This window comes from aff. Roholtiella sp. LEGE 12411, assembly GCF_015206995.1.
In the GTDB taxonomy this organism is placed as follows: domain Bacteria; phylum Cyanobacteriota; class Cyanobacteriia; order Cyanobacteriales; family Nostocaceae; genus Komarekiella.
The window spans coordinates 1-13,748 of sequence record NZ_JADEXR010000152.1; the positions used below are offsets into that span (position 1 = coordinate 1).

The 13,748-nt window shown below is 43.3% G+C and carries 9 protein-coding genes; 7 read left to right on the plus strand and 2 right to left on the minus strand.

Going from position 1 to position 13,748, the window contains the following annotated elements; genetic code table 11:
- The first annotated feature begins 71 nt into the window (after positions 1–71).
- The 5 genes from IQ246_RS23965 to folP all read left to right on the plus strand — a co-directional run bounded on the left by IQ246_RS23965 (position 72) and on the right by folP (position 8,395).
- Positions 72–2,309 carry a glycoside hydrolase gene (locus tag IQ246_RS23965; RefSeq protein ID WP_194005830.1) on the plus strand — a complete coding sequence of 746 codons (2,238 nt, stop codon included), beginning with the start codon at positions 72–74 and terminating at the stop codon, positions 2,307–2,309.
- A 430-nt stretch (positions 2,310–2,739) separates the two neighbouring features.
- Positions 2,740–3,780: a serine/threonine-protein kinase gene (locus IQ246_RS23970; RefSeq protein ID WP_194005831.1), complete on the plus strand. Its 1,041-nt coding sequence runs from the start codon at positions 2,740–2,742 to the stop codon at positions 3,778–3,780.
- Positions 3,781–4,208: 428 nt separating this feature from the next.
- Complete coding sequence (locus IQ246_RS23975) at positions 4,209–6,239, plus strand: serine/threonine-protein kinase (RefSeq protein ID WP_194005832.1); 2,031 nt, start codon at positions 4,209–4,211, stop codon at positions 6,237–6,239.
- 420 nt (positions 6,240–6,659) lie between these two features.
- Positions 6,660–7,385 carry a triose-phosphate isomerase gene (gene tpiA, locus IQ246_RS23980; RefSeq protein ID WP_194005837.1) on the plus strand — a complete coding sequence of 242 codons (726 nt, stop codon included), beginning with the start codon at positions 6,660–6,662 and terminating at the stop codon, positions 7,383–7,385.
- 149 nt (positions 7,386–7,534) lie between these two features.
- Complete coding sequence (folP, locus tag IQ246_RS23985; protein WP_194005833.1) at positions 7,535–8,395, plus strand: dihydropteroate synthase; 861 nt, start codon at positions 7,535–7,537, stop codon at positions 8,393–8,395.
- Here folP and IQ246_RS23990 read toward each other — a convergent pair.
- The gene (locus IQ246_RS23990) at positions 8,392–9,234 is read right to left on the minus strand and encodes an SPFH domain-containing protein (RefSeq protein ID WP_194005834.1); all 843 of its coding nucleotides are present in this window, start codon (positions 9,232–9,234) and stop codon (positions 8,392–8,394) included. The genes folP and IQ246_RS23990 overlap by 4 nt on opposite strands.
- A gap of 400 nt (positions 9,235–9,634) precedes the next feature.
- On the opposite strand from IQ246_RS23990, the gene IQ246_RS23995 reads away from it, so the two are divergent.
- Positions 9,635–11,134 carry a GTP-binding protein gene (locus IQ246_RS23995; RefSeq protein WP_194005838.1) on the plus strand — a complete coding sequence of 500 codons (1,500 nt, stop codon included), beginning with the start codon at positions 9,635–9,637 and terminating at the stop codon, positions 11,132–11,134.
- A gap of 54 nt (positions 11,135–11,188) precedes the next feature.
- On the opposite strand, the gene IQ246_RS24000 is transcribed toward IQ246_RS23995, so the two are convergent.
- Positions 11,189–12,853: a mechanosensitive ion channel gene (locus tag IQ246_RS24000; RefSeq protein ID WP_194005835.1), complete on the minus strand. Its 1,665-nt coding sequence runs from the start codon at positions 12,851–12,853 to the stop codon at positions 11,189–11,191.
- 343 nt (positions 12,854–13,196) lie between these two features.
- On the opposite strand from IQ246_RS24000, the gene IQ246_RS24005 reads away from it, so the two are divergent.
- Positions 13,197–13,649, plus strand: coding sequence for an SRPBCC family protein (locus tag IQ246_RS24005; protein ID WP_194005836.1), 453 nt, complete (start codon positions 13,197–13,199; stop codon positions 13,647–13,649).
- Positions 13,650–13,748: the final 99 nt, after the last annotated feature.

The window sequence follows — 13,748 nt, forward strand, 5'->3', positions numbered from 1 at the left end:
GCCCAATGCCCAATGCCCCATGCCCAATGCCCCATGCCCCATGCCCCATGCCCTAACTCCAATCACTATCTATGTCCCACCCCTTACACGTCGCTTTTATCTGGCATCAACATCAGCCGCTGTACAAGTCTCCTGGCAGCGGCGTTTCAGTGTCTCCTAGTAGTCAGCAGTACCGCCTGCCTTGGGTACGGTTGCATGGTACTAAGGATTATTTGGATTTGGTATTACTTTTAGAGCGGTATCCGAAGTTACACCAAACGGTGAATCTAGTACCCTCGCTAATATTGCAACTTGAAGATTACGTTGCTGGCACTGCTTTTGATCCTTACCTTACAGCCAGCTTGACACCAACTGAGCAACTAACTCAGCAACAGCGGGAATTTATTATCCAACACTTTTTTGATGCCAATCACCACACCCTGATTGACCCCCATCCCCGCTACGCCCAGTTGTATCAGCAAAGGCAGGAAAAAGGGCAAGCTTGGTGTTTGGCAAATTGGGAATTGCCAGATTACAGTGATTTGCTAGCTTGGCACAATCTGGCATGGATCGATCCGCTATTTTGGGATGACTCGGAAATTGCAGCTTGGTTAAAGCAGGGTCGAAATTTTACTTTAAGCGATCGCCAGCGCATCTATTCTAAACAACGCGAAATTATCAGTCGTATCATCCCCCAACACCGGAAAATGCAGGAGGCGGGGCAACTAGAAGTTACCACTACGCCCTACACCCACCCAATTTTGCCCTTGCTAGCCGATACCAACTCTGGTGGGGTAGCAGTGCCAAATATGGCATTACCTAAGTATCGTTTTCAGTGGGCAGAAGATATCCCCCGCCACTTACGTAAAGCTTGGAACTTATATAAAGACCGCTTTGGACAAATACCCCGTGGCTTGTGGCCTTCAGAACAGTCAGTCAGCCCGGAGATACTACCATATATTATTAATCAAGGATTTAAGTGGATTTGCTCAGATGAGGCCGTCTTGGGATGGACACTAAAACACTTTTTTCACCGGGATGGGGCGGGGAATGTGGAGCAGCCAGAATTATTGTACCGACCGTACCGCCTGCAAACCCCAGCAGGTGATTTGGCAATTGTGTTTCGTGACCACAGATTATCGGACTTGATTGGCTTTACTTACAGCGCAATGCCAGCAAAACAGGCAGCAGCAGACTTAGTAGGACACCTACAAGCGATCGCTAAAATGCAAAGGGACAGCCAAAGCGAACAACCTTGGTTAGTTACCATCGCTTTGGATGGGGAAAATTGCTGGGAATTTTATCCCCAAGACGGTAAACCTTTCCTCGAAGCTTTGTATCAAACATTGAGCAACGAACCCCACCTCAAACTCGTCACTGTTTCCGAATTTCTGGAAGAATTTCCTGCCACAGCAACCATCCCCCAAGAGCAGCTGCATAGCGGCTCTTGGGTAGATGGTAGCTTTACCACTTGGATAGGCGACCCCGCCAAGAATCGAGCTTGGGACTATCTGACACAAGCCAGAAATCTGTTGGCGAATCATCCCGAAGCAACCGAAGAAAACAACCCCGAAGCGTGGGAAGCTCTGTATGCCGCAGAGGGTTCCGACTGGTTCTGGTGGTTTGGCGAAGGACATTCCTCAAATCAAGATGCCATCTTTGACCAGTTATTTCGGGAACACTTGTTTGGCATTTACAAGGCATTAAATGAACCTATACCGTCATATATCAAACAACCAGTTGAGGTTCACCAAGCACGGACAGACCATAGCCCAGAAGGATTTATTCATCCCACTATCGATGGTAGGGGTGATGAACAAGACTGGGACAAAGCTGGACGCATGGAAATAGGTGGGGCGCGGGGAACTATGCACAACAGCAGCGTTATCCAGCGACTTTGGTATGGAGTAGATCACCTGAATTTCTATTTGCGGTTGGATTTTAAAAATGGTGTTGCGCCAGAGCGGGATTTACCAACAGAGTTAAATTTGCTGTGGTTTTACCCCGATAAAACGATGGTCAACAGCCCAGTTCCCTTAGCAGATGTGCCGGATGCTGCGCCACTAAATTACTTGTTTCACCACCATCTAGAAATTAATTTGCTGACTCAATCAATTCAGTTTCGAGAAGCTGGAGAACATCATCAATGGCATCCCCGTTTTAGTCGTGCTCAAGTAGCTTTAAATAGTTGTTTAGAGTTATCAGTGCCGTGGGCAGATTTGCAAGTTCCGCCTGATTATCCCCTACGCCTGATTCTGATGCTTGCAGATGATGGGCATTTTTGCAATTATTTGCCAGAAAATGCTTTGATCCCAATTGAAGTGCCTTAGAAAAGATGAAAGACAACGCTCACAAGGGGTGTGGTTTTTGAGCATGGGGAATAGAGCATTGGGCATTAGTAATTCTTCCCTATGCCTTAAGCAGGTGGGCGGCTTTCCAACAACCCACAAGGGGAAGAGGTTTGTCGCCGCTTTCTATGAAGTAAGACGAACTAAGCTTGATACAGCACCAGCAAATTAAACTGGGAATTCTGCTTAATACTTTATGTTTTATGCTTCATACTTTACAGATAATTTATCACCTCATTTACCGACAAGTTTCATCCGGATTAATTTGCTATCGAATTTTGAATTTTAGATTTTAAATTTTCAATTGCAGAGTGAAAAAGTCATGATTTAGCGAAGATATAGTAATGCTACTGACACCAAAGAATATTTTTCATAAAATTAAAGACATTGTTGAGTAGTTGCTCTATAGCTAATGAATCGCTTTTCTTACAAAACAACGAATCCAGAATATATTTCACAGCAGACTCAACTTGGCCAGATGTGTGGTTCAAAACAGCTATTTCGCGATCGCTATGAAGTACTGCGGATTTTGGGTAAAGGTGGGTTTGGTATCACGTATTTAGCCAAAAATGCTGTCCTCCCAGGGAATTCATTGTGTGTAATTAAGCAGCTTTGTGTGAAAGTGACTAGCCATCAAAGTTGGCAAAGAGCGTGCGATCGCTTTGAAAAAGAAGCAAAAATTTTGGGAAAACTTGGTAGCCATTCACAAATTCCCCTGCTTTTAGACTACTTTCAAGAAAATGGAGAGTTTTATTTAGTTCAAGAATATGTGCAGGGTTGTACTTTGGCACAAGAAGTACGGCGAACTGGGCCCAAAAATGAAACCGCAGTTAAACAGTTTTTGCAGGAATTATTACCAGTATTACAGTATATTCATAAACATCATGTAATTCATCGGGATATTAAGCCCCAAAACTTGTTGCATTGTCAGCATGACGGACGGGTAGTACTGATCGATTTTGGTGCGGTGAAAGAGCAATTAGTTGATACTTGTGAGAACTCAATCAATAAAACTGCTTTTATTGGAACTATGGGATTTGCACCACCAGAACAGTTTTCTCTACGTCCAGTTTATGCCAGTGATATTTATGCGCTGGGTATGACTTGTCTTTATTTGTTGACTGGCAAAAGTCCTTTAGAATTTGATTATGATGCAGATACAGGTGAGATATGTTGGCAAAAAGAAGTAAATATCAGTAACAATTTTGTCCAGGTTTTGGGGAAAATGGTGAAAATTCCTTTATGTGAACGCTTTCAGACTGCTGATGATGCGATCGCAGCTTTGAGCAAAGAAAGCTTGCAAACTTTGACTAACTGTTTAACTACCCAAAACCTTAAAAATCAAACTATTACAACAGAAGACCCTCAAGTTTATATACCACCTGTAGCACGAACAGCTAACGCCATTCGTAAATGGAGAGCAAGGCTCAAGGAAACAAAGTCACATAATTAATTTGAGCCTGGAGTTACCTAAAGTATCAAATTAACAATTAAGCTAGATAAATTGCCAACATCAAAAATAAATTCAGTAAGTATTTTGACTAGAATTAATAGTCAGAGAATTGGAATATTCCTGGTTTTAATTAATACTTAGTAGCTCGTTGCTTACCAAGATATAAGCAAAATTACTTGAGTAAATAATTTAAAAATATTTTCAATTCAGATTATTATATAATCGAGAAAATAAATAATTTTATGGCTCTCGTAGTTTTCCGAAGTTGAGGAAGACTGGCTACTATCTACAAACGCTAACTATATTAAGTAGCTCCCCAATCCCCATAACAGGGTTTTCTACCTAGCAGTAAGCGAGAGTCTATTACTTTAAGGGAAAATTCGGGGCCAACTTAGCACAAATTCCTATGCAGTCGCGCTAGTCAGATCATGATCTGCTGCTTAAATCCCGATTGCCAAAATCCCCTGAATCCCAATGGAAAAAAAATTTGCCAAACTTGTAGCACCCCATTGGTGTCACTTTTGAGAAATCGCTTCCGTGTCATCCGAGTGCTTTCAGATGAGGGGGGATTTGGCAGAACCTATCTATCAGAAGATACAGATAAACTAAATGAACACTGCGTCATCAAACAATTAGCGCCTAAATTCCAAGGAACTTGGTCACAAAAAAAGGCGATGGAGTTGTTTGCTGAAGAAGCAAAGCGACTACAAGAACTTGGAGAAAATCCCCAAATTCCGACTCTGCTGGCTTACTTTGAGCAAGACAACTGTCTGTATTTAGTGCAACAGTTTATTAATGGGCAAAACCTGTTAAAGGAGTTACAGCAACGCAAAGGGTATAGTGCTAAAGAAGTTCAAGCAATTTTGCTAGATTTATTGCCTATCCTCAAATTTATCCACGATCGCGGCGTCATTCATCGAGACATTAAGCCAGAAAATATTATCCGGCGTAAAAATGATGGGAGATTAAACCTGATTGATTTTGGCTCCTCAAAGCAATTTACAACCATTCAGAATAAAGTTGGCACATCAATCGGCTCACATGGATATTCTCCAATTGAACAAATCAGAGATGGTAAAGCTTATCCAGCCAGTGATTTATTCGGTTTAGGAGCTACCTGCTTTCATCTGCTAACAGGAATTTCTCCCTTTCAATTGTGGATGGAAAATGGCTATGCTTGGGTAGGAAATTGGCGGCAATATTTGCGAATTACATTGAGTACAGAGTTAGATATTGTTCTGGAAAAGCTTTTGAAAAAAGACATCCATGAACGCTATCAATCAGCCGATGAAGTGATTAAAGACTTAACTCGCAAACAACCACTTGCCCTACCACCAGCTGGTCAATCGTCAGGAAAAATCCCACCAACGCAAGCACCATATTTACCAATAAGATATACCTTACTCAGAAGTGTAGTTTTAGTAAGCGCTTTCATTTTATTATTCGGACTTAGCGAAACTTGGTATCAGCAATCTCGCCGTATTTACGCTAGTTTATCCGCTGGGTTGAATCAGCACAATCATAATCCAGGCGATGGGGAGGTTTTGGGCCAGCCGCCAAAAATTGCTTTGGAAAACGTTTCGTTATCTTATACCATTAAAGGTCATGAAAACTCGGTTTCATCCGTCGCCGTCAGCCCAGATGGCCAGATGATTGCTAGCAGTGGCGATCGCACAATCAAACTGTGGAATTTAGCAACCGGAAAGCAAATCTCTTCACTCAACGGGCATTCCCAGCAAGTGAATATTGTAGTGATTAGCCCAGATGGCAAAACTTTGGTTAGTGGTAGTGATGACAACACCATCAAAATATGGAATCTAGCAACCGGAGAGCAAATCCGGACTTTGATTGGGCATTCCAGCGCCGTTCATGCTCTAGCAATCAGCCCAGATGGCAAAACTTTGGTTAGTGGTAGTGATGATAACACCATCAAAATATGGAATCTAGCAACCGGGCGACAAATCCGCACTTTGATCGGGCATACATTCTGGGTGCGCTCTGTCGCCATCAGCCCAGATGGTGTAACCCTTGCAAGTGGCAGTTTTGACAAGACTGTCAAACTCTGGGATATGGCCAAGGGAAACCCAATTCGCACACTGACGGGAAATGCTCAAACAGTCACAGCTGTAGCCATCAGCCCAGATAGTAATACTCTTGCCAGTGCTAGTCGCGATCGCACAATCAAACTTTGGAATCTGGCTACTGGAGAGGAAATTTTGACCCTGGTGGGACACGCTAATACAGTAACATCCGTCGCCTTTAGCCCAGATGGTAATACCCTTGCTAGTGGTAGTCGCGATCGCACAATCAAACTTTGGAATCTAGCCACTGGAGAGGAAATTCTCAAGTTGGCGGGGCGTGCTAACACAATAACATCTGTAACCTTTAGTCCTGATGGTAAAACCCTGGTCAGCAGCAGTGAGGATAATACTATCAAAATTTGGCGATTGTCTCAGTGAGGGGAGTGGAGGTGGATTTATCCAAGTCAAAGATTTGTTAATCCAGTTCAAAGACTGATTATTACATCCCAAAACATATCTCCTCCCAATGTACAGTATCCTGCGCTCGGAAATAGACCATGCTGTGCCCTCACGAAAGATATGGTTTTTCAGCTTAATACATATTTAGTATTTCTTGTCAATGAGTAATAGCCTTTTTAAGGTGAGCAATGAAGATGCGTTATTTCAGTACTACCATCTCGAATCCTCCGCTCAGATTTTGGGCTTTTTAAAAGTTGAAATAACCATCTTCGTTCCAAATTTCACCACCTTGAAAGGGCTGCCCTTGACTCTTGACTCTTGACTTTTGACTCCTGTCTCCCAAAAAGTCATAAACTGAAAAATGCATCTAGTAGCGTTAGGATCTTGACTAAATCACCTGTGCGGAAAATAGTTATTGCCGGTAACTGGAAAATGTTCAAAACCCAGGCAGAATCTGAGGATTTCTTACGAGAATTTCTGCCCCACTTAGAGGAAACGCCCGAAGCGCGAGAAGTGTTACTGTGTCCTCCTTTCACTGATTTAAACAGTTTGTCTAAGTATTTGCATGGTAGCCGCATACAATTAGGGGCACAAAATGTCCACTGGGAAGAATATGGAGCCTACACGGGTGAAATTTCTGCACCCATGCTGACAGAAATTGGTGTGCGCTTTGTCATTGTTGGTCATAGCGAACGCCGACAATACTTTGGTGAAACGGACTCGACCGTTAATCTGCGCCTTAAAGCAGCCCAAAAGCATGGTTTAACTCCGATTCTCTGTGTTGGCGAAACTAAAAAACAACGAGATGCGGGAGAAACTGAATCCATAATCACCGCTCAATTAGACAAAGACTTAGTAGATGTTAATCAGGGTAATTTGATAATTGCCTACGAACCGATTTGGGCAATTGGTACTGGTGACACTTGTGAAGCAATGGAGGCAAATCGAGTAATTGGCTTAATTCGGAGCCAATTACGTAATTCCAATGTATCAATACAATATGGTGGTTCAGTCAAGCCAAATAATATTGACGAAATTATGGCTCAACCAGAAATTGATGGTGTTTTAGTGGGAGGAGCGAGTCTGGAACCTGCCAGTTTCGCTAGGATTATCAACTATCAGTAATTTCTTGTGCTATTTTCTAGTCTTCTCATTCCCTGGCTCCGTCGGGGAATGCATACAATGAGGCTTTGCCTCTTATTTGCTCCAAAGTGAGGCAAAGCCTCCTGTAAGGGTATTACCAGGCTGAGCCTGGTAACTAGTAGTGTGAGTTTATGCCAAATAAGTTAATCATTAGGGGACGCTGTTTCGAGTGGGGACAGCGAACTCACCTAATGGGTATTTTGAATGTGACGCCTGATAGTTTTAGTGATGGCGGTGAGTTTAATACTACGTCTACCGCTTTAGCCCAGGCGCAAGCATTGATAGCTGCTGGTGCTGACATTATAGATGTGGGTGGTCAATCAACTCGACCAGGGGCAAAGCAAATAACTCTTGCAGAGGAACTTGACCGGGTATTATCAATATTACAAGTGCTACGGTCAGAGATTTCAATACCTATTTCTGTAGATACAACTAGAGCATCTGTAGCAAAAGCTGCTGTAGAAGCTGGGGCAGATATGGTTAATGATATTTCTGGCGGCACGTTTGACTTAGAAATGTTGCCGACAGTAGCTAGTTTAAATGTGCCAATTGTTTTAATGCACATCCGGGGAAACCCACAAACGATGCAAAAACAGACTGATTATCAAGATTTACTGGGAGAGATTTATAGTTTTTTGGCAAATCAAATTGCGGCAGCAACTGCTACAGGTATTAACCAGGAGAAAATCATCATCGATCCTGGTATTGGCTTTGCTAAAAACTATGAGCAAAATTTAGAAATTTTTCGTAGGCTGCGATCGCTTAAACCACTTAACTGCCCTATCTTGGTAGGAGCATCCCGTAAAAGCTTCATTGGTCGCATTTTAAATCAACCAAATCCGAAAGCACGAGTTTGGGGAACCGCAGCAGCGTGTTGTGCTGCTATCTTTAATGGCGCTGATATCCTCCGAGTTCATGATGTTCAAGAAATGCGCGATGTATCCCTGGTAGCTGATGCACTGTTTCGCTACGAAGCGCAAGGTAATTGTTAGATAGCACCATTTTCGGATTTTTTGCCATTACCTTCTTGATTTACAGACTCGGCAATCAACTCCTGAAACATTTCAGTAGAGTTAGCTGGGTCTACAAAAACAATTTTGGCATTATTACTCTCACTGAGTTTTTGGCTGGCGTCTACATAATCTTGAGCTACAAGATACCGCAGAATATCCTTACTTTCGGGATTGGAACGTAAGGCTTGAGCAATTATCTGCACTGAAGTCATGGTTCCTTCTGCTTTCTTAATTGCAGCTTGCCTTTCACCTTCCGCTTCTAAAATCACAGCCCGGCTTTTAATTTCAGCGGCTCGCTGTTCTTCCATTGACCTGCGTACACTCTCAGGCGGGGTAATACTTTGAATATCTAAGCGGAGAATCTCAACTCCCCAATCTGCCGTTATCTGATTCAACTGGTCTAGGATGGCTGTGTCCATCTCAGAGCGGGAGACGTTGGTTTCTTCTACAGTGTTCTGGGCAATGATTTCCCGGAGCGTAGTTATTGCAAGTTGTGTCAGCGCCCCTTGGAGATCGTCAATTGCATAAAAGCTTCTCTGAATATTTGTGATTCGCCAATTTACGACAGCATCAACCTCCAAATAGATATTATCTTTGGTGATCACATTTTGAGGTTTGATGTCTAAAATTTGCTCTCGTTTGGTATCTTCCATCACAACCTGATCGACCAAGGGAACAATAAAGTTCAATCCAGACTCAAGTGTTCGATGATACCGTCCCAAGCGTTCGACTAGGGCTTCATTACCTTGATTAATCAGTTTTGCAGAACCCAAGGCATAACCTATAAGCGCTAAGACTATAGCAATGATTGGCTCCATATATGCTCCTGTTCAGCTTTTGGGAGAATTTAGTGTAAATGACATGGTACTACCTTGTCTTACCTATCAGTCTAATGTTTTGAGTCTGTAATGTTATGAACACTAGCAGCGATGTCTGGTGTCAAGTCGCTGCGCTTGTTGTAAGTCTCATACATCCGGGATATTATGGCGCAATGCGATCGCTATTAAAGCACCTTGATTACACCCTGGCAAGGAGTACTTTTGTCATAAACTTTACTAGTCAAGAGTCAAGGGTCAATAGTCAAGGGTCAATAGTCAAGAGGGGAAAGACTTGCTCCAAGTTACCCCCATCTCTTCTACCAATCATCTCCGCAATACCTTGCTAAAAATAACTACCATAAAAGATGGGGTTAATCTAAATACCCAATCTCAAATTGATATGACTTCTACATTGCCATTGCCCGATCCTCATCACAACGATTCAGCTAACACTGACGCAAATTCTCTCAACTGGGAAGAACTGGATAGTGCTATTTTTAGCTTTGGAGATATTCAAACGGAACTCAACTACAAACAGGCACAAACGGCACTGCGAAACTTAGTAACCAGTCTCGACCTAACTACTCAGGAAAAAGAAGGATTGGAGGCGGAAATTGCTGATTTGGAAACTATGTTGGGAAAATTAGACCGCATGGTGGTGCAGATTGCTGCTTTTGGCATGGTAGGGCGCGGGAAGTCTTCCCTACTTAATGCCTTGGTTGGGCAAACGGTATTTGAAACTGGCCCGCTACACGGCGTCACTCGTACTGCACAACGAGTTAATTGGAGTATTAGTGAAGAGGCTGTTGGAGAAACTGAACGCGCCTTGCGAGTTACTTTGCCTGGGATAGGTCAATCGCAAGTGGAATTAATTGACACTCCTGGGTTAGACGAAGTGGATGGCGCAACCCGTACCGCATTGGCTGAACAGGTTGCAAAACAGGCGGATCTGATTCTGTTTGTGATTGCTGGCGACATGACGAAGATAGAACATGAAGCGCTTTGCCAGTTGCGAGAAGCTGGTAAACCGATCATTTTGGTGTTTAACAAAGTAGACCAGTATCCAGAAGCAGACCGAGTGGTGATTTATCAGAAAATTCGGGATGAAAGGGTGCGGGAGTTACTCACGCCTCTAGAAATTGTCATGGCTGCGGCATCGCCATTGGTGAAGACGGCGATTCTTCGCCCTGATGGCACTAGGGGCTTGCAATTGCGTACAGGTACTGCTCAAGTCGAAGAACTGAAGCTCAAGATATTGGAGATTCTGCATCGTGAAGGCAAAGCTCTAGTTGCCCTCAACACTATGCTTTATGCCGACAACGTGAACGAGCAATTGGTGCAGCGAAAATTGATGATTCGAGAGCAGAATGCCAATGAGTTGATTTGGAAAGCTGTTATGACCAAGGCAGTAGCGATCGCGCTTAATCCGATCACTGTAGTAGATATATTTAGTAGTGTAGTAATTGATATTGCTCTAATTTTGGGTTTATCTAAACTCTATGGCATCCCCATGAATGAAAGCGGTGCTGTACAATTACTCCAAAAAATCGCTCTGAGTATGGGCGGTATTGGTGCTAGTGAACTGTTGGCTAACTTGGGCTTGAGTGGGCTGAAAACTTTACTTGGTATCTCTGCACCAGCTACTGGAGGAGCTTCGTTAGGCCCTTACGTAACCGTGGCAATCACGCAAGCAAGCGTAGCGGGTATTTCTTCTTATGGCATTGGACAAGTTACCAAAGCTTATTTAGCTAATGGGGCAACTTGGGGCCCGGATGGCCCCAAAGCAGTCATCAGTAGGATTCTGGCAACTCTGGATGAGACTTCAATTCTCAACCGCATTAAAGATGAATTGCAACTGAAACTAAAAGTAAGAAGGGGAAAAATGAGGATTAGTGATTAGGAACTACCTCAATTGCCATTACCATTGATGAATCTGTGCCACAATCATCAAGTTTTAATTTCTAGCTTTGAAAGAATTTAGCCATTCTTGAACTTGCTCTCGTGCAATATCACGACCACCCAGACCAAAAGCTAGAGCAGTAGCAACAGCGATCGCACCTAGTAGAAGTCCAAAGGCTAAATTCACAATATCGCTGGCAATCCCAATTTGTTGTAGTGCCATTGCTGAGACTAAAGCAATAATGGCAATGCGTGCTACCTGACCCAAAATCCGGGCTTGGGGATTACCGGAACTGGTAATGATGCTAAAAGCGAGATTTGCTAAGAACAAACCAATGCCAAAAACTACCAATCCCGATAGAATCCGCCCGAATATAACCAAAATGCCGGTCACTAGTGTTGTTAGCGCTGGAATATTTAGGATATTCACTGCTGCCACAGTTGCAAACAGCATAATACCGACTAAAACCACAATACCAGCAATTTCCGAGGGAGTACGGTTTGTCTGTACAGATGCCGTTGGTTCTGCTGAAATTACCACTCGTCTAGTGGGTGTTGGCAAACCTAGGACAGAGAAAATGTTGTTAAAGCCTAAACTTGTGAGGATGCTAGTAACCAAATCAGCTACAAATCGCCCCAGGAAATAAGCAACAATCAAAATTGCCAAGGCTGTAAAGATTGCAGGTAGAGCGTTGAGAATCTGTTGCAGCATTGCGATCGCCGGCACAGATATCGCATCAATTCGCAAGGCATTGAGCGCTGCAATCGCTACAGGAATCAAAATCAAAACATAGACAATTGTGCCGATAATCGTCGATAAAGATTGCACCCCCGCAGACGAAGAGAGTCCGAACCGGCTACCTAAATGGTCAATTCCAGTTGTGGCCAACAAGTTCGTCACAATCCGCTGCACCACATTAGCTATAAACCAGCCGACTGCGGCAATTAGTGTCGCGGCTAGTATGTTTGGCAGAATTGAAAGAATCTGTGTAATCAGAGATTGTACTGGTTGTAGTGCCTGTTGTAGTCCCAAAGTATCCAGTACTGGGATGAGAAACAGTAAAAAGATGAACCAGTACAGGGCATTGCCAATTGTCTGACTCAAAGACAACTGATTGAGGCTGAGTGTATCGTTTTGCGTTTGTTGATTCAAACGCTCATCTAGCCTCAACGCCCGTAGTCCGCTTACTGTGAGTAGCTTGATAACAGTAGCTAATACCCAAGCGACACCGAACCAAATTGCTGCACCTACCAACTTGGGCAAGAAGCCAACAAGTTGATCGAGAAAATTATTTAGAGGTCGAGAGGCTACCTCAAGCTGTAGTGTCTGTAAAACAGCTACAACCGTTAACAGAATAACGATCCAAAAAACTAAGCCTGAGATTAATTTCTCCACTTGGGGCAGTTGCCCATTATCCCCACGCCCCGTAAGCCCTGCGGCAATGCGGTTATCTATACTAGTGCGATTGAGGATTCCCCGTGTCACCGCCGCAGCGATCGCAGCAATCAGCCAGCCCACCAACAAAATCGCCACCGCTGCCAGTAAACGGGGTAAAAACGCAACTATCTGCTGGAAAGTTCCTTGTACATAATCGATTCCTTGATTAACTGCTGGTTGATTAAGTTGCAGGTTTGGCGATTGCGCCAAAAATTGCTGCACCCTAGTGGATAAACTAACTCCTCCTATTATCTGGGTTATTCCTTGCCAAGTTGCATTCATGGTTTTCTGGAATTAAGGTTAATAATTTGCTACAAACACTTGAGATGGTTGCTTTTGGAGTGAATTGCTCTGAACAATTTCTCATCTCCGTAAGTTCACTAGTGTTTTGCTTATCAATTTACCAGTAAAAACATATATGGCGTTGATATCAAGAGTAATTTTTGACTTTGTAACAAACAAGGACGAAAAATTTAAGAGCTATCCAGCACCAATCAGGCGATTAGAGCTAAACCTCGTCTATTAAATTCTTAGTTTGACACTACATCTGTAGCGTTGATGTAATGTGCTGACAGCGAGTAATTTTGCGTTACTCTAATTGCAGCAACATCATAAAAGATGTGAAATGTCGCAAGTTTTGGCACAATCAATTGAAATTAATGCTACAGCTACAATCGTGGAGCGCTGTATTACCGATTTAGCACTTATGCACCGCTGGCTCAACCCCGTCCTACGTTGCAAACCTGTGGGTGAAGTCTGGAGTACTGATGTAGGTAGTCAAAGTCGTTTTGTGATTCAAATTCCTCTAGTTAAACCCACCCTAAACAGCGTCGTCGTGGAGCGGAAACCGGGTTTAGTAGTTTGGGAATTTCAGGGATTTTTTCATGGGCGCGATCGCTGGGAATGTCAACCAACAAAAAATGGAACACGCCTACTGAACCGCTTTGAGTTTGATATTTCTAATCCCCTAATAAGTTGGGGTTTCAACACCTTCGCCGCGTCTTGGACAAAAGAAGATATGCAAGCCCAGCTGCGCCGCCTCAAACGAGTAGCAGAAGAACTACAAATCGGTTATTAGTCATTAGTCATTAGTCATTAGTCATTAGTCATTTGTCATTTGTCATTTGTCCTTTGCCCAATGCCCAATGCCCCATGCCCAATGCCCCATGCCCAATGC